The sequence below is a fragment of the Achromobacter pulmonis genome (assembly GCF_902859765.1).
GTDB classification, from domain to species: domain Bacteria; phylum Pseudomonadota; class Gammaproteobacteria; order Burkholderiales; family Burkholderiaceae_B; genus Achromobacter; species Achromobacter pulmonis.
Window position 1 is genome coordinate 127,999 of the sequence record NZ_CADIJV010000002.1, and the last position, 17,707, is coordinate 145,705.

General features: G+C 69.1%; 13 protein-coding genes. 7 read left to right on the forward strand and 6 right to left on the reverse strand.

Annotated features, from left to right (window positions below; genetic code table 11):
• Positions 1-58: 58 nt before the first annotated feature.
• Positions 59-994, reverse strand: coding sequence for an alpha/beta fold hydrolase (locus HV701_RS02185; protein WP_175131497.1), 936 nt, complete (start codon positions 992-994; stop codon positions 59-61).
• A gap of 373 nt (positions 995-1,367) precedes the next feature.
• On the opposite strand from HV701_RS02185, the gene cfa reads away from it, so the two are divergent.
• Positions 1,368-2,546 carry a cyclopropane fatty acyl phospholipid synthase gene (gene cfa, locus HV701_RS02190; protein WP_175131498.1) on the forward strand — a complete coding sequence of 393 codons (1,179 nt, stop codon included), beginning with the start codon at positions 1,368-1,370 and terminating at the stop codon, positions 2,544-2,546.
• Between the two features lie 154 nt (positions 2,547-2,700).
• On the opposite strand, the gene HV701_RS02195 is transcribed toward cfa, so the two are convergent.
• On the reverse strand, positions 2,701-4,344 hold the full coding sequence (locus HV701_RS02195; protein WP_175131499.1) for a GMC family oxidoreductase: 1,644 nt from the start codon (positions 4,342-4,344) through the stop codon (positions 2,701-2,703).
• 133 nt (positions 4,345-4,477) lie between these two features.
• Between HV701_RS02195 and HV701_RS02200 the strand changes: the two genes are divergently transcribed.
• Both HV701_RS02200 and HV701_RS02205 read left to right on the forward strand, forming a co-directional pair.
• Positions 4,478-5,365, forward strand: coding sequence for a LysR family transcriptional regulator (locus HV701_RS02200; protein ID WP_175131500.1), 888 nt, complete (start codon positions 4,478-4,480; stop codon positions 5,363-5,365).
• A gap of 121 nt (positions 5,366-5,486) precedes the next feature.
• Entirely contained in the window at positions 5,487-6,398 is a 912-nt protein-coding gene (locus HV701_RS02205; protein ID WP_175131501.1) for an energy transducer TonB, read from the forward strand.
• A 24-nt stretch (positions 6,399-6,422) separates the two neighbouring features.
• On the opposite strand, the gene HV701_RS02210 is transcribed toward HV701_RS02205, so the two are convergent.
• Entirely contained in the window at positions 6,423-7,400 is a 978-nt protein-coding gene (locus HV701_RS02210) for a LysR family transcriptional regulator (RefSeq protein ID WP_175131502.1), read from the reverse strand.
• A gap of 134 nt (positions 7,401-7,534) precedes the next feature.
• Here HV701_RS02210 and HV701_RS02215 point away from each other — a divergent pair, with 134 nt between their 5' ends.
• Positions 7,535-8,860 (forward strand): MFS transporter, encoded by a 1,326-nt coding sequence (locus tag HV701_RS02215; protein ID WP_175131503.1) that lies wholly within the window; start codon positions 7,535-7,537, stop codon positions 8,858-8,860.
• Positions 8,861-8,889: 29 nt separating this feature from the next.
• The gene (locus HV701_RS02220) at positions 8,890-10,203 is read left to right on the forward strand and encodes an ArgE/DapE family deacylase (RefSeq protein ID WP_175131504.1); all 1,314 of its coding nucleotides are present in this window, start codon (positions 8,890-8,892) and stop codon (positions 10,201-10,203) included.
• 83 nt (positions 10,204-10,286) lie between these two features.
• On the opposite strand, the gene HV701_RS02225 is transcribed toward HV701_RS02220, so the two are convergent.
• The 3 genes from HV701_RS02225 to trpB all read right to left on the reverse strand — a co-directional run bounded on the left by HV701_RS02225 (position 10,287) and on the right by trpB (position 14,892).
• Positions 10,287-12,704, reverse strand: coding sequence for a DNA internalization-related competence protein ComEC/Rec2 (locus HV701_RS02225; RefSeq protein ID WP_175131505.1), 2,418 nt, complete (start codon positions 12,702-12,704; stop codon positions 10,287-10,289).
• Positions 12,705-12,895: 191 nt separating this feature from the next.
• On the reverse strand, positions 12,896-13,687 hold the full coding sequence (gene trpA, locus HV701_RS02230) for a tryptophan synthase subunit alpha (RefSeq protein WP_175131506.1): 792 nt from the start codon (positions 13,685-13,687) through the stop codon (positions 12,896-12,898).
• Positions 13,684-14,892, reverse strand: a complete 1,209-nt coding sequence (trpB, locus tag HV701_RS02235; protein WP_175131507.1) for a tryptophan synthase subunit beta — start codon at positions 14,890-14,892, stop codon at positions 13,684-13,686. Before trpB ends, trpA begins: the two co-directional genes overlap by 4 nt.
• 105 nt (positions 14,893-14,997) lie before the next feature.
• Between trpB and HV701_RS02240 the strand changes: the two genes are divergently transcribed.
• Positions 14,998-15,873: a LysR substrate-binding domain-containing protein gene (locus HV701_RS02240; protein ID WP_236756359.1), complete on the forward strand. Its 876-nt coding sequence runs from the start codon at positions 14,998-15,000 to the stop codon at positions 15,871-15,873.
• A gap of 169 nt (positions 15,874-16,042) precedes the next feature.
• On the forward strand, positions 16,043-17,587 hold the full coding sequence (locus HV701_RS02245) for a flagellin N-terminal helical domain-containing protein (protein ID WP_175131508.1): 1,545 nt from the start codon (positions 16,043-16,045) through the stop codon (positions 17,585-17,587).
• Positions 17,588-17,707: the final 120 nt, after the last annotated feature.

Genomic DNA, 17,707 nt, shown 5'->3' on the forward strand with positions numbered 1-17,707 from the left:
ACCGCGAGCCGGCATCGAAGGGGGACGCGAGCGGCGCCGCGAACGCCGCGGGCGGCCGTCAGGCCAGCAGAAAGTCGGCCACCGCCGTGACCTGATCATCCGCCATCAACGTCGGCGCATGGCCGACGCCACGCACCTCGTAGACCTGTGCGCGCGGATTGCGCTGGCACATTTCCTCGACGGTGGCGCGGGTCAGCAGATCGGACTGCTCGCCCCGCACGATCAGGATCGGGCAATCGACCGCGTCATAGGAGCGCCACAGGATCTGCTCGCCGGCCGCCAGTTCGTCGCCGGTCTGCTGGGTCATCGGTTGGGCCAGCGCCAGGTCGTAGTGCTTGACCCATTGCCCGCCCTGCTCGGGATAGACGAAGCGCGCCAGCGCTTGCCATTGCGCGTCGCTATGCGGGCCGAAGGTCTCGGAATTGGCGCGCATGGCGGCCACCGCCTCGGGGAACGAGGCGAAGACGCCCGGCTCGCCCACATACTGCCCGATGCGCGCCAGGGCGACGGTCTCCAGCCTCGGGCCGACGTCATTGAGCACCAATCGCGACAGGCGGATGCCGTCTTGCGGCGGCAGCATCCCGGCATGCGGGCGCAATGGCAGCATGGCGCGCGCGAACGCGGCGGCGCCGGCCAGCCCCAGGCCGATCAGTCCCCCCATCGAGGTGCCGATCCAGGCCAGCGAGGCCGGTCGCAGCCGCGCGATCAGCGTCACCATGTCGGACACATACTGGGGCACGGTATAAAAAGCCGGATTGGCCAACCAGTCGGAGCGGCCGCGGCCGACCACATCCGGACAGACCACGCGGTACTGGCCGGCCAGGCGCCGCGCCAGGGTGTCGAAGTCGCGCCCGCTGCGGGTCAGGCCGTGGACACAGACCAGCACCCGATCGTTGGCCGGATCGCCCCATTCCCAATAAGCCATGCGGTGCAGGCCCGCCGGGCTGGCACAGGTGACGAATTCCAAACGGGGTTCCAGGCTCGCATCCAGCATCGTTATGCTCCAAAAGACCGGGGCGCGCCGCGATCGCGACGCCGCGCATGGGCGCTATCTTATCGGATGCGCCGCCCGCCCCATGTCCGGCTGTCCGATATCAACGACACCATTCCCGCCAGGGTCTTTGGCCACGCCGTGGCCCGGTTGGTGGCAGGATGCGCCTGGGCCTTGCGCAGCCGCATACGTTGGTTAAGATTGGCGGGTCCCGGTTCGGCGGCCGCGGTGTCACGGCGCTGACACCCCGCTGAAATTACGATTGCCTATCGAGTCGATTCAATCATTAAATTGGATTCCATCCGCCGGTCCGGGCGAGAGTTATGCGCTTCGAGCATTGCCAGATCAGTCAGTCCAGAATTGATATGGAGCCACTATGCACCAAAGCAGTCCGACTACTCAGCTGAGTCCCTCGCGTCCGGAGGCCGCCCCGCCTCCCGAACCGCCCAAGGTCCTGCAGGACGTGTTGAGCCGCGCCGACGTCCGGATCAACGGTTCGCGCCCCTGGGACATCCAGGTCCATGACAAGCACATGTACGAGCGCGTCTTCGCCAGCTGGTCGCTGGGGCTGGGCGAATCCTACATGGACGGCGAATGGGATTGCGAACAGCTCGACGAACTGTTCACCCGCCTGCTGCGCGCCGACATGGGCTCGGCAGCGCTGGGCCTGGCGCGCGTCAAGCTGATCGCCGAACACCTGCGCCACAAGCTGTTCAACCTGCAGTCCAAGAGCCGCGCGTTCGAGGTCGGCGAACAGCACTACGATGCCGGCAACGACGTGTTCGAAGCCATGCTCGACAGCCGCATGATCTATTCCTGCGCCTTCTGGGAACAGGCCGACACGCTCGAAGCCGCGCAGCAAGCCAAGCTCGACATGATCTGCCGCAAGCTGCAGCTCAAGCCCGGCGAGACGCTGCTGGACATCGGCTGCGGCTGGGGCGGGCTGGCCAAGTTCGCGGCCGAGCGCTATGGCGTCAAGGTCACCGGCGTCACCGTCTCCAAGGAGCAGCTGGCGCTGGCGCAGGAACGCGTGCGCGGCCTGCCGGTGGAGCTGCTGCTGCAGGACTACCGCGACCTGCAAGGCAGCTTCGACAAGGTGGTGTCGGTCGGCATGTTCGAGCACGTCGGCCCCAAGAACTACGACACCTACTTCACCAACGTGCAACGGCTGATGGCGCCTGGCGGCATCTTCCTGCTGCACACCATCGGCATCGCCTCGACCAGCCAGAGCACCGACCCCTGGATCGACCGCTACGTCTTCCCCAACGGCAAGCTGCCCTCGGCCCGCGAGATCAGCGCCGCGGTCGAAGGCCGCTTCATCATCGAGGACTGGCACAACTTCGGCGCCGACTACGACCGCACCCTGATGGCCTGGTGGGACAACTTCCAGCGCGCCTGGCCGCAGTTGCAGGAACGCTACGGCACGCGCTTTTACCGCATGTGGCAGTACTACCTGATGTGTTGCGCGGGCTTCTTCCGCTCGCGCGAAGGGCAACTGTGGCAGGTGATCCTGACGCATCCGCAGCGCCAGGAGATGTACCGCTCGCTGCGCTGAGACGGATTCCGGCAGCTGCGCCGTCCGGGGGGCCGCCTGCCGGACGGCGCCGGCTGGATATCGTCGCGCGGGCGCCGCGCCTGAAATGCCGAGCCTGCGTCCCTCCTCATCCAACGCGCCCCACCCGGATCACCATGGACGCGTCCCCTCCCGGTCACGTCACCCATTCGGCGGCCCGCAGCTCGACGCCGACGCCCACCGCGTCCTCCAGGATCATCTGCGCCGCCCGCTCCGCGATCATGATGGTCGGCGAATTGGTGTTGCCCGACGTGATCGTCGGCATGATCGACGCATCGGCCACGCGCAGGCCTTGCAAGCCGTGCACGCGCAGCCGCGCATCCACCACCGCGCCGTCATCGGCGCGCCGGCCCATGGCGCAGGTGCCGACCGGATGGAAGATGGTGGTGCCGATCTTGCCGGCCGCCTCGCGCAGCTCGGCCTCGCTCTGGTAGGCCGGGCCCGGCAGCCACTCCTCGGGCTGGTAACGCTGCAAGGCCGGCGCCGCGCTGATGCGCCGCACCAGGCGGATGGCGTCGGCCGCCACCTTCAGGTCCTGCGCTTCCTTCAGGTAGTTCGGCGTGATCACCGGCGGCAGCGCGCCGTCCGCGCCCTGCGCGTGCACGCTGCCGCGCGACACCGGCCGCAGGTTGCAGACGCTGGCGGTGAAGGCATCGAAACCGTGCAGCGGCTCGCCGAACGCGCCCAGCGACAAAGGTTGCACATGGAACTCCAGGTTGGCGCGCGCCTGGCCCGGATCGGACTTGGCGAACGCCCCCAATTGCGACGGCGCCATGCTCATCGGCCCGCTGCGGTTCAGCAGGTACTCCAGCCCGATGCCAGCCTTGCCCCACCAGGTCGAGGCAACACGGTTCAGCGTCTTGACGCCGCGCACCTTCAGGATGACGCGCAGTTGCAGGTGATCCTGCAGGTTCTCGCCCACGCCCGGCAAGGCATGATGCAGCGCAATGCCGCTTTCGCGCAGGCGCGCCGGCTCGCCGACCCCCGACAGCTCCAGTAACTGCGGCGTGTTGACGGCGCCCGCCGCCAGCACGACCTCACGCGCCGCGCGGACGCTGACGGACTGCCCCGCCCGCAACACCTGCACGCCAACACAGCGGGTGCCCTCGAACAGCAGGCGCTGTGCGTGCGCGCCCGTCATCACCTGCAGATTGGCCCGTTGGCGCACCGGCCGCAGGAACGCCTTGGCGGTGTTCCAGCGCCAGCCGCGGCGCTGGTTCACGTCGAAATAGCCGACGCCGAAATTGTCACCTCGGTTGAAGTCCTGTACCCGCGGAATGCCCTCCTGCCCCGCTGCCTCGGCGAAAGCATCCAGGATGTCCCAGCGCAGCCGCTGCGCCTCGACCCGCCATTCGCCGCCCGCGCCGTGAAATTCGTCGCCCCCGCGATAGTGGTCTTCGCTGCGCTTGAACACCGGCAGCACCTGGTCCCAGCGCCACGACGGATCGCCGGCGATCTCGGCCCATTCGTCATAATCCTGGCGCTGGCCCCGCATGTAGATCATGCCGTTGATCGACGAGCAGCCGCCCAGCACCCGGCCGCGCGGATAGATCAGCGAGCGCCCGCCCAACCCCGGCTCCGGACCCGTGCGGTACATCCAGTCGGTGCGCGGATTGCCAATGCAGTACAGGTAGCCCACCGGGATGTGGATCCAGTGGTAGTTGTCGCGGCCGCCCGCCTCCAGCAGCAGCACGCGCGTGGCCGGATCGCGGCTCAGGCGGTTGGCCAGCACGCAGCCAGCCGACCCCGCGCCCACGATGATGTAGTCGTATGTCTCCATTCGCGCTTCTTCTTTTTGAGTCTCAAGGGGCTGCGCCACTGTCGCGCAGCCGGCCGTCCCTGTCCAATGAATTGTTGAAAAGCGCTTTATAAGACTCTTTAATAATGGGTATCGCCCTGACAGGACCGGAGCCATGGACCTCAAGCACATCCGCACCTTCGCCGCCGTGGCGCGCGTCGGCAACCTGACGCGCGCGGCCGAACACCTGCACCTGACCCAGCCCGCGCTCAGCCTGCAACTCAAGAGCTTCCAGGAAGCCCTGGATCTGCCCCTGTTCACCCGCACCGCCCAGGGCCTGGCGCCCAATGCCGATGGCCGCGCCCTGCTGCCCTCGGCCCAGCGCGTGCTGGACGCGCTGGAGGATTTCGAGCGCGCCATCGGCGCGCTGCGCACCACGGTGCAGGGCGAACTGCGCCTGGGCACCATCCTCGACCCTGAATTCCTGCGGCTGGGCGCCACGCTGCAATACCTGGTGCAGCACTATCCCAAGATCCGCCCCACCCTGCGCCATGGCATGTCCGGCTCGGTCGGCCGCCAGGTGCGCGCAGGCGAGCTGGACGTCGGCTTCTTCCTCGGCCCGCGCGACATGGCCCGCGGCCAGCCGGCGCTGCACGCACTGCCGCTGGCGGGCTTTTCCTATTACGTGGTGGCGCCCAAGGGCTGGGGGCCACAACTGGCGGGGCGCGACTGGCGCGACATCGCCGCGCTGCCCTGGATCTGGACGCCGCCCGACTCGGTCCACCATCGCCTGCTCGCCGCGAAATTCGCCGAACTGGGCGTCACGCCCAACACCGTGGCCGAAGTCGACCAGGAGGCCTCGATGCTGGACCTGGTGCGCTCCGGCGTCGGCCTGACCCTGGCGCGCGACTCGATCGCGCTGCGCGAATCGCAGGCCCACGGCCTGGCGCTGGCGCCGGACCTGTCGATCCAGGCCGAGCTGGCCTTCATCACGCTGGCGGCGCGGCGCGAGGAGCCGTTGGTGATGGCGGCATTCGATGCGGTGCGGGCCGCGTTTGGCTAGGCTGGGCGGATGCGCGCCGGCCTCGCCCCCGCCGAGCGCGCCACGCGGGTATGCTCGCTTTCACATCCTGCCGGCCACGCCGGCGCCGCCCCTGACCGGAGACCTGCGTATGCGTTGGCGCATGCTTGCCTGTAGCCTAACCCTCACCTTGGCTTGCACCGGGTCGCCCGTGTTCGCGGCCGCGCCCGCCAACCAGGCCGAGTGGAGCCGGGCCGTGCAGCGGCACATGATCAGCAGCTTCATGTTCCCGCCCGAAGCCCGGCGGCTGGATGGCCCGATCAGCCTGTCGCTGAAGATCATCGTGCTGCGCGACGGCAGCATCGCCCATATCAGCGTCGATCGCTCGTCCGGCGACGACGCGGTCGACCTTGCCGCCACCCGGATGGTCAAGCGCGCCGGGCCGCTGCCCGCCTTTCCCGCCGACATGACCGGCGAAAAGACCACGCTGAGCCTGCCGCTGCGATTCCAGCAGGCGCAAGCCGAACCAGCGGGGGGCCGCGCGGAGGATCGGGGCCCGCCCGTCGACATCGTGCCGCGCCGCTACGCCGACGCCGCCAGCGGCCTGGCCGTCACCGTGCCGTCGCCCTTGCGGGCCGGCCCCGCGTCGGAACGCGGGCGCTTCGACGCCTTGATCGAAATCTCCGGCCCCAACGGCTTCCCACCGCGGGCGCAAGACGCCAAATACCTGTGCCGCGTCGGCTTCCTGGCCGCGCCCCCCTTGGCACGGGGCGCCAAGGCGCCCGCCGCGCCAACCTGGCAGGCACAGGTCAAGGCCGCCGAGCGCCGGCAGCGCCAGCGCCGCGCGAGCATCGAGCTGTACGACCACTACATGCTGGCCGGCCGCCAGGGCATCGACTACGTGGTCGCGCCCGGCGCCGGCCCCGGCCACGCCGACACACTGGAGTACTACGCCGAGCTGCCGTTGCCGCAGGGCCGCATCCGCATGGCCTGCGCCACCCAGCGCGACGCCATGCCGGCCGCCCTGGCGATGTTCAGGCAGGTACGCGACGGCATTGCGCTGGCGCCGCGCTGACACGCCGCCCGTCGGCCGCGCGCTTCAACGTGGCGGCACGTTGTCGGACGCCAGCCGCTCGGCCATGGTGAACCCATCGATGTAGTCGCGAAAGTGCGTCAGGAAGGCGGTTTCGGCGGGACTACGTGGCGCATCGCGATGCCACAGCAGGTGCAGGTCGACCGAGCAAACGCCTTCGCCGGGCGGCAGGCGCCACAGCCGGCCCTCGGCCAGATCGCGCCGCACGCTGTGCTCGGGCAGGCAACCGATGCCGAAGCCCGCGATGAGCAGGCGCTTGACTTCGTCATGCTGCGTCGACGTCGCCACCACCCGCCCTGAAAAGCCGCGCTGGTCACGAAAGATCGTCAACGGCGACAGGCTGTCGCCCAGCGCATCGCTGGCAAAGGACACGAAGTTCTCGCCCATCAGGTCTTCGATGCGCAGGTCCTGCCGTCCGAACAGCGCATGGTTGCGGCCGCAGAACAGCGCATAGCGCTGCTGCAGGAATACCTTGTTTTCCAGGCGCTTGGGCATCTGCCGGCACAGCGCGATGCCCGCCGTGGCCGCCCGCTGCTGCATCAGCGTGACGATCTCGCTGCTGGGCAGCACGTCCATCTGCACCTCGATGCGCGGATAGGCCTGGTGGAACCGCGCCCAGAAGTTGTCATAGACCTGCGAATGAATGCGGCTGGCCACCAGCAGGTGGATACGGCCGGTCGCCTCGACCTCCGTCTGCGACACATCGGTCAGCAACTGCGCCACGTTGCCGTAGATGGCCTCGGCCGCGCGGCACACTTCCTCGCCAGCGTTGGTGACGGTGAAGGCCTGGTTGTGCCGTTCCACCAGGCGCCGGCCCAGTTGTTCCTCCAGCCGCTTGAGCGCCTGGCTGACGGCCGACTGCGTCAGGTGCAGCTTGGCGGCCGCGCCGCTGATGCTGCGCTCCTGCACGATCACCAGGAAGGTGCGCAACAGATTCCAGTCCAGGCGGTCGCCGCCGCGGACGTCGGGGTGGGTGTTCTTCATCGGAGCCTTGCGCTGAAATTGCCAAAACATCAATTCTACTTAAGTGAAAAATTAAAAATCATAAATTGACGTTATATCTAGGCGGGAGCGATAAACACGCCTTCGAACAACGAAAACACCCCAAGAGGAAAACCATGACCGCTTCCGCCCCTGCATCGGCGGCGCGCCAGCCCGTGCGCGCCGCGACAGCCGCCTTCGTCGGCACCACCATCGAGTGGTATGACTTCTACATTTACGCCACCGCCGCCGCGCTGGTGTTCGGCAAGGTGTTCTTCCCCACCGCCGACCCGTTCGTCAGCACCATGGCTTCTTTCGGCACCTTCGCGGCCGGCTTCCTGGCGCGTCCGCTTGGCGGTGTCGTCTTCGGCCACCTGGGCGACCGGGTCGGCCGCAAGACGGCGCTGATGGCCACCCTGGTCATCATGGGCCTGGCCACGGTCGGCATCGGCCTGCTGCCCAGCTACGCCAGTGCCGGCTTGTGGGCGCCCGCCCTGTTGCTGTTGCTACGCCTGGCGCAAGGCCTGGCGGTCGGCGGCGAATGGGGCGGCGCGGTGCTGATGGCGGGCGAACACGCCTCGCAACGCCGCCGCACCTTCGCGGCCTCGTTCGCGCAACTGGGCAGCCCGGCCGGCCTGATCCTGTCGCTGCTGGCCTTCCGCCTGCTGACCGCGCTGGACGAGGCCGACTTCGTCAGCTGGGGCTGGCGCGTGCCGTTCCTGATCAGCGCGCTCCTGCTGCTGGTCGGCTACTTCATCCGCATCGGCGTCAACGAATCGCCCGACTTCGCCCAAGTGCTGGAACGCCAGGAACGCGCGGAGATCCCGGCCAAAGAAGTGCTGCGCACGGCCTGGCGCACCGTGTTGCTGTGTATGGGCGTGTGCACCGTGGCGATCGGCGGCATCTACTTCACCAACACCTTCATGCTGTCGTACACCACCCAGACGATGGGCCTGGACCGCAAGCTGATCCTGGACTGCCTGTTCGTGGTCGCCATCATCCAGTTCTTCGTGCAACCGCTGGCGGCCTGGCTGGCCGACATCCTGGGCCCAACCCGCGTGCTCATCACCGCGGCGGTCTGCTCGGTGCTGGCGCCCTACCCCATGTTCATGCTGGTCACGCAAGGCACGTCCTACAGCATCGTTGCCGGCATCGCCATCGTGCTGGTCTTCATGGCCGCGATCTACTCGGCCATGGCCGGCTACATCAGCGCGGCGTTCCCGGTGCACGTGCGCTATTCCGGCATTTCGCTGTCGTACCAGCTGTGCGGCGCGGTCGCCGGCGGCATGACGCCGCTGATCGGCACCTGGCTCACCTATCACTATCCCGGCCAGCGGCTGCCGCTGGCGATCTTCTATTCGACGCTGTCGGCCATCACGCTGGTCTCCATCTGGGCACTGGCGGGCCACAAGCGCCGCCTGGCACTGGACACGCCGCGCGCCGCGCACGCGCCGGCCGCTTGATTCCGCATTCGACCACTCAAGGAAACACGATGACGCAAGCCACCTCCACCACCCCGCCGGCGCTTTCCGAGGAGCAGACCTGCCGCATCCTGCAGGCGGTCGACGCGCAATTCGATGCGCAACTGGCCTTCACCCAGGAACTGGTGCGGTTTCCATCGCTGCGCGAACAGGAGCATACCGCGCAGGACTTTCTGTTCGAGGCGATGCGCGGGCGCGGCTTTGCCATGGACCGCTGGAAAATCGACGTCCGCGACATCGAATCGCATCCCGGCTTCGGTCCGGTGACCGTGTCGTACGAAAACGCCTTCAACGTCGTGGGCACATATCGTCCCGAGCGGCAGACCGGTCGCTCGCTCATCCTGAACGGACACATCGACGTGGTGCCGACCGGACCGGCCGACATGTGGAGCCGCTCGCCCTGGGACCCGGCCATCATCGACGGCTGGATGTACGGCCGCGGCGCGGCCGACATGAAGGCCGGGCTGGTCGCCAACCTGTATGCCTACGATGCCGTGCGCGCGGCCGGCTATGCGCCCGGCGCCCCGATCTATTTCCAGTCGGTGGTCGAAGAGGAATGCACCGGCAACGGCGCCCTGGCGGCGCTGCTGCGCGGCTACCGCGCCGATGCCGTGATCATTCCGGAACCCGAGGAGAACATGCTGGTGCGCGCCAACGTGGGCGTGCTGTGGTTCAAGGTCCGCGTGCAGGGCCATCCTACCCACACCCGCGAAATGGCCAACGGCTTCAATGCCATCGATGCCGCCTACGCGGCCATCGAAGCGCTGCGCCGCATCGAGGCCAAGTGGAACGCCGAACATCACTGCCACCGCCATTTCGAGCACCTGGATCATCCGATCAACTTCAACATCGGCAAGATCGAGGGCGGCGACTGGCCGTCGACGGTGCCGCCCTGGTGCGAGTTCGATGTGCGCGCCGCGATCTATCCCGGCACCACCGCAGACGAGGCCCGCGCGCAGATCGACGCCTGCCTGCGCGACGCGGTCGCCGATCCGCGCCTGGGCGGCACGCCGCCGCAAGTCACGTACACCGGCTTCTACGCCGAAGGCTACGTGCTGGAAGAAGGCAGCGCCGCCGAGAACACCCTGCGCGCCTGCCACCAACAGGCTTTCAAGAGCGACCTGCAGAGCTTCACCACGCCTGGCTATCTGGATGCCCGCGTGTTCGTGATCTACGGCGACATGCCGACGCTGGTGTACGGCCCGAAGTCACTCGATATCCATGGATTCGACGAACGCGTGCACCTGGAGTCGCTGCGCCTGATCACCAAGACCATCGCGCTATTCATTGCGCAGTGGTGCGGCGTGAGCGAAGCGGCTGTCTGAGGCGCTTGCGGGGCGTCGAGCGCGGTGACACCGACGATGCGCCGCGCCCTGCCCGGGCGCCAGCCCGCCTCCCCCCGGCCCATTCAGCGCCCGTGCCAATAACGCCGCTCGCGCTCGCGCTGGGCCCACACCTGCAGCCCGTCCGCGCGCGACTCGGCCATCACCGCGCCGTCGCGGTCACTGCGCCAGAACGCGGCGCCGGCACGCAGCCAGCGCCGCTGCACCGCCGGCGCCGGATGGCCGAAGCGGTTGAGGTAGCCGCATTGCGCGATCGCGTGACCGGCCCGCGATGCCATCACCAGCTCGCGGCCTGAGGACCCGCCCGATCCGTGGTGCGGCGCCAGCACGATGTCGGTCGGGGGCAGTCCCAGCGCCGCCAGCTCGCGCTCCTGCGCCACGCCGATGTCGCCGGTCAGCAACAGCGAATGGCCGGCTCCTTCCACCCGCAGCACGCAACTGCTGGCGTTACGATCGCCGCCCGGATCGGCGGCACCCGCCGCTGGATGCAGGAACGTGAAGGTCACGCCATCGATGCGCCAGCCATCGCCACGTTCGCAGCGCAGCATCTGCGCAGGCGGCACATCGCGCACGGCGGAGGGCCACAGCCGGGCATCGCGGCGCAGCCATGCCGCCAGATCGAACGACGCATAGCTGCGCGCCACCGGCAGCGCCGCCAGCACCGAGCGGGTGCCGCCCACATGATCCAAGTCCGCGTGCGACAGCACCAGCACGTCGAGCCGTCCGATGCCGCGCGCCAGCAACTGCGGCCCGATCACGCGTTCGCCCGCGTCGCCCCCACCGAAATGACGCGGCCCCGCATCGAACAACAGCGACTGGCTGGCGGTTTCCACCAGAATCGCGCTGCCCTGGCCGATATCCATCGCGCTCATGCGCCAGTAGCCCGGCTCGGGCCGCTCCGGCCGCCAGCACAGCAGTGGCAACATGCACAGCCACCCCAACCGGCGCAGCGGCCAACCCGGCGCTTGCAAGGCCCAAGTCATGCCCGCGACCGCCCACGCCAACCACGGCCACGGCGCCGCCGCCACCGTGAAACTCGCCCAATCGGCGTGGGCCACGCGCGCCACCACCACCATGGCCGCGCCGAACACGCCCGCCCCCGCCTGGCCAGCCAGCGCGGCCACCGCCGCCATGCCCGGCGTCGCTGACAACAGCGCGCACAACAGCGCCAAGGGCGTGACCAGGAAGGTCACCGCGGGAATCGCCACGGCGTTGGCCAATGGCGACCCCAGCGACACCTGGTGCACCAGGAACGCCAGCAGCGGCGTCAGCCCCAGCGTGACGGTCAGCTGCAGGCGCGCGGCCTGCGCCAACGCCGCGGCCCAGCGCTGGCGCCAGCCGGCCTGCGCATCGCGCGGCGCCTGCGCCACGCGCAACAGGATCGCCACGGCGCCGAACGACAGCCAGAAACCCGCCGCCAGCGGCGCCCAGGGATCCAGCAGCACCACTGCCGCGGCCGCGAACGCCAGCACCCGTCCCGCCGAGACTCGCAAGCGCGACCCCAGGGCCGCCAGCACCAGCAGCAACATGAAGAAGGTGCGCCGCGACGGCACGCCCCAACCTGCCAGCAGGCAATACGCCAACCCGACCACGGCCGCCGCGGCGCCGCCCGCGACGCGGGCCGGCACGAACTCGGCCAAGCCCATGCCGCGCCAGCGCGCGCGCCGCCACCAGGCCGCCAGCAGCCAGGCCGCCAGGCCGGCGATCGAGGTCACGTGCATGCCGCTGATCGACACCAGATGGGTGATGCCGGCGCGATTGAAAACGACCCAGTCTTCGCGCGCCACGCCCGCCTGGTCGCCGATCGCCAGGGCGATCAGCACCGGCGCGTAACGGTGGCCATCCAGCGCGCGCCGCATGCCCTCGCGCACCCGGTGGCGAGCCCGTTCGATGGCAATGCCGGCCGACGCCCATGGCCGGTCGTCCAGCAGACGGGGTTGCCCGCGCACCGTGCCGGTGGCCCGCAGGCCGCGCGCGAACAGGCGCGCCTCGCCATCCGGGGCGTCCGGGTTGAGCGGCGCGTGCGGCCGGCGCAGCACCAGCGCCATGCGCCATATCTGCCCGGGAATCACGCGCGGCGCGCCCGGCGTTACCCGCGCGGGCAGGCTTTGCGGTCCGCCCGGCCGCCCGCCCACCGGCGCGCCTTGCGGCGCCAGCCACGAGACCAGAATGCGTCGGGGAATTCCCGGCTGCGCCGGCCCCACCTGCTCGGCGGTGAAGCGCACGCCGCGCTCGTCGTCGTCGGGCAGTTCTACGACGCGCAGCGCCAGCCGCGCCACGGCATTCTGGTGCACGTCGGCCAGCGCGTCATCCAGCCGCCGCTGCGCCTGCCACGCGGCATCGAACGCGCCGAGCAGCAGGCCCAGCCCCAGCGCCGCCGCCACCCCTGACACCCGCCCTGGCCAGCGGCGCGCGGCCAGCGGCAACAGCGTGCCGGCCACGCCCGCCGCAATGTAGAACCCCACGCCCGGCAGGGCCGCCAAGCCCTGCACCGCCCCCGCGCCCGCCACCACGGCCAGACAGAATATGCGCCCTTTGATGTCCGCCTCCTGCAATACGGACCAGCATAGGGTCGCGGCGCACGCGACGGATCAGTCAGTGAACGGCTTTATCCACCCCGGCCGGCCGCAAGCGCGCGCCGCGCCGCCGCCGCGCGGGACGTCATCGCCACGCTTCAACGCGCTGTCCGCGCCGCGCCAGCCAAGGTCCGCACTTCCGCCAGCGCTGCGCCCACCCCGCCGGCCGCCAGGGTTTCGACCAGCCGCGTGCCCACGGCGACCAGGTCCGCATGGCGGCCCACCGCCCGCGCCTGCTCCGCGGTACGCACGCCGAAACCGGCCGCGATGGGCAATGGCGTGCGGGCCCTGACGCGCGCCAACGCGTCCGCAATGGTGGCATCGGCCGGCAGCGCGGCGCCCGTCGTCCCCGCCAGCATGACGTGGTAAATGAACCCGCTGGCGCCGGCCAGCACGCGCTCCAGGCGTTCGTCCGGCGTGGTCGGCGCGGTCATCCTGATGACGGCGATGCCGTGCCGCCGCGCCAGCCGTTCGATGCCGGCGGCGTGCTCGGGCGACAGGTCCACCAGGATCAGGCCATCGACGCCGGCCCAGGCGGCGTCGGCCATGAAGCTGGCCGCTTCGTAGCGCATCAATGGATTCATGTAGCCCATCAGCACGACCGGCGTGTGCGCGTCGTCCTCGCGGAAGGCGGCGACCAGTTCGAGCGTGCGCCGCAACGTCTGCCCCGCCTTCAGCGCGCGCGCGTTGGCCCGCTGCAGCACCGGCCCGTCGGCGATCGGATCGCTGAACGGCATGCCCAGCTCGATCACGTCCGCGCCCGCCGCGGGCAGTCCTTTCAACAAGGCCAGGCAGTCGTCATAGCAAGGATCGCCCGCCGTGAAATAGGCGGCCAGGCCCGCCCGGCCGGCGCTGCGCAGGCTGGTCAAGGTTCGTTCAAGACGGTTCATCGCGCTTCCCCTGTGAATTGCAGCACCGAGTCCATGTCCTTGTCGCCGCGTCCGCTCAGGCAGACCACCAGCGACTGGTCGCGCGCCATGTGTGGCGCGAGTTTGCGGGCGTAGGCCAGGGCATGCGCGCTTTCCAGCGCGGGAATGATGCCCTGGCGCCGTGTCAACCAAAGAAATGCATCGACCGCCTCGGCGTCGGTGACCGACTCGTAAACCACCCTGCCCGTGTCGTGCAGCAAGGCGTGCTCGGGCCCGACGCCCGGGTAATCCAGGCCCGCCGAGATCGAATGCGCGTTCTGGATCTGGCCATCCGCATCCTGCAGGAAATAGCTGCGGCAGCCATGCAGGACGCCCGGAGATCCCTCGCCAATGCTGGCTGCGTGCTCGGCGGTATGGGTGCCGCGTCCGCCCGCCTCGACGCCGAACAACCGCACGCCGGCGTCGTTCAGAAAGGGATGGAAGAAGCCGATGGCGTTCGAGCCGCCGCCCACGCAGGCCACCATCGCGTCCGGTAGCCGCCCTGTCTTCTGGACGATCTGCGCCCGGGTCTCCTCGCCGATCACCTTCTGCAATTCACGCACCAGCCAGGGATAGGGGTGCGGACCGGCGCCGGTGCCCAGCAGGTAGTAGGTATCGTCCGGATGCGCGATCCAGTCGCGGATGGCGGCATTCATCGCGTCCTTCAAGGTGGCGCTGCCATCGCGCACCGGCCGCACTTCGGCACCCAGCGTCTTGATGCGCGCCACATTGGAAGCCTGGCGCGCCACGTCGACGGCGCCCATGTAGACCACGCATTCCAGGCCATACAGCGCGCACACCGTGGCCGTGGCGACCCCGTGCTGGCCCGCGCCGGTCTCGGCGATGATGCGGCGCTTGCCCATGCGCCGGGCCAGCAGTGCCTGGCCCAGGCAATTGTTGATCTTGTGGGCGCCGGTGTGGTTCAGGTCTTCGCGCTTGAGAAACAGGCGCGCGCCGCCCAACTCATCGCTGATCGCCCCGGCATACAGCAGCGGGCTGGGGCGCCCCACGTAGTCGGCCAGCATGGCGCGGTACTCGGCCCAGAATCCGGGGTCTTCCCGGGCGGCGCGATAAGTGCGTTCCAGCGCGTCCAGCGCCGGGGCCAGGGTCTCGGGCATGTAACGGCCGCCGTAGCCGCCGAACTGCCCCGACGCATCGGGAAATTCTGGATGTGAAGTAAAAGACATGGTTTCAGCCCTTCGAGAACGTGGCAACCATGTTATCCAGGGAAAACTGCGAAATAAATCATAGATTTCTTGCGCATTAATGTTAGATTTTCTAATATCAATCGCATGCGAAACCTGCCCTCGATGAACGCCCTGCGCTTTTTCGACAGCGCCTCCCGCCACCTCAATCTTTCGCTCGCCGCGCAAGCGCTTGGCGTGTCGCACAGCGCGGTCAGCCAACAGATCCGCCAGCTCGAGCGCTGGCTGGGCAGCAAACTGTTCGAGCGTCATTCGGAAGGCGTGCGGCTCACCACCGCCGGGCAGGACCTGCAACGCGCGTGCCTGCCGGCGTTCGACATGCTCGAACAGCGGCTGGCCGAACTGCGTGGCCGCCCGGCATTGCCCCATGTGGTGGTGGGCGCGCCGGCCAGCCTGCTGTCGAACTGGATCATCCCCAGGCTGGAGCATTTCGAGCGCGACCATCCTGGCATCCAGGTGCGGCTGCAGACCGCCACCGATATTGCCCTGCTGGAGCGGCGCGTCGTCGATGTGCTGATCGTGGCCGACACCCACCAGTCGCCCGCCATCGAGGCGCTGCCGCTGTTCCTGGAAGCCATCGGGCCGGTCTGCACGCCGGACCTTGCGCGGCGCATCCGCGAACCGGCCAATGTGCTGGAGGCGCCGCTGCTGCATACCGCCTCGCGTCCCGCTGCCTGGGACCACTGGGCGCAGGCCTGCGGCGTAACGCTGGACCCGCTCCAGCCGGGGCGCCGGTTCGATCAGCTGGGCCACATGCTCGAAGCCGCGGCGGCGGGCCTGGGCATCGGCATCGCGCCCCGCGAGCTCGTACAGGCGGACATCCGCGCGGGCCGGCTGGCCGCGCCGCTGGGATTCCGGGAAACGGGCGGCCGGTTCAGCCTCTATGCCCGGGCCGACGCCCCCGATCGCGTGAACGACCTGCGGCGCTGGTTCAAAGCGCAAGCGGTGTCCGGCGCGGCCTGACGCGCGGCGCGGACCCGTCTGACCGAAACGGCGCGGGACGCGGCGCCGCAACGCCGGCCCGCTTCCCAGGGCCATGCGAGGCGCCCTCGGATCAATCCGGGATTCAGGCGTTAACCGAGACGGCCGGCCAGTCCATGACTAGCATTTCCGTCTTGCATTGGAGTCGCGCATGCCCTCGATCAGAACCCAGACCCTGTCATTGCGGGCACGAAGCCAACTGGCCAAATCGGAATCGGCGCAGGGCGTGGCGCTGGAACGCCTGTCCTCCGGGCTGCGCATCAATCACGCAGCCGACGATGCCGCCGGCAACGCCGTCGCCAGCCACTTCACCGCCCACATTCGCGGACAGCACCAGGCGGCGCGCAACGCCAATGACGGCATCTCGCTGGCGCAAACCATCGAAGGCGCGCTGGGCGAAATGGGCCATAGCCCGCAACGCATCCGCGAACTCGCCGTACAGGCGCAGAATGGCAGCAATTCCCCCGGCGATCTGCAGGCCATCCAGGCCGAGATCGACCAGCAACTGGGCGAGATCGAACGCATTTCCCACCAGACCCGGTTCAACCAGCTGGAGGCCCTGTCCCAGGACGCCGACCTGACGATCCAGACGGGTGCGCATGACGGCGACACCATCGACATCAAGACCCGGCGCATCGACACCCAGACCCTGAACCTGGACCGGCTCGACGTGGTGCACGATCCCCGCCTGGGCGCCAGCACCGACAAGACAGTCATCAGCGCCCACGCCGAGCCCGCGCCGCCCGTCGCCGCGCCGCCGCCCGCGGGCGCCTTGCCGCCCGTGGCGGCGCCCCCGGCGACCACCACCGCCACGCTGCACATCCGGATCGGCGCCACCGTCTTGACCGGGCTCAACGCGCACGTGTTCCGCTACGATTTCAATGGCGCGCCGCGCTATATCGTGCAAGAGCATGGCGCCATCGCGCCCCTCAGCGTCACCAACTACCGTCTGGACCCGCTGCCCTTGCCCACCGGCGGCGTGCTCGATATCGACCTCGCCGCGCTGCCCGCCATCGATCTCGCGAAACTGAGTCCGGCCGAACAGGCGGCGCTGGCCACCGCAACGGCCCATTTTGCCGGCACGGCCATCACGGTTCCGGCCGCGCCGGCGGCACCGCCCGCGCCGCCGGCGGCGCCGCCTCCCGCCCTTGCGCCCACGGCCGATGTCGTCCAGAAAGACACGCCCATCCGGCTGTTGGATTTCCGGCGCAGCCTCGCGCCCGTCCCCACCGCCGAAGACGGCCGCCCCCTGTTCGACGCCGACACCAAGGTCCACTACCTGATGAACGCCAGCGGCCAGGCGAATGGCGAATATGTCATCAGCGGCAGCGACGGCAACTTCTACGACATCAGCATTGCGCCCAGCGGCGAGGTGTCCTTCAAGCCCAAGGACGCGCCCCCGACCGTCAACGTCAAGGTCGCCCCCATGAAGCGCGTGGCCCACGCGCTGGCACAGGTGGACAGCCTGCGTGGCGAGCTGGGCGCGGTGCAGAACCGCCTGGGCTCGGTCATCACCAACCTGACCCACACCGCCGATATCCTCATCCAGGCGCGTGGCCGCATCGAAGACGCGGACTTCGCCGTCGAAACGTCCAACCTGACGCGGCAGCAAATCCTGCAACAGGCCAGCAAGGTGGCGCTGACGCAGGCCAACCAGCTGGCGCAGAACGTGTTGGCGCTGCTGCAGGAGGATTGAGGCGTCATTGGCGCGGACCCGAACGCGCGGCGAAGAAAAGCCGGCGCCCCACCCCATTGCCGCACCGGCACATCGGCGCCGCTTTGCAAATGGCTGATGCAGGCCATCCAGGCCAAGGGT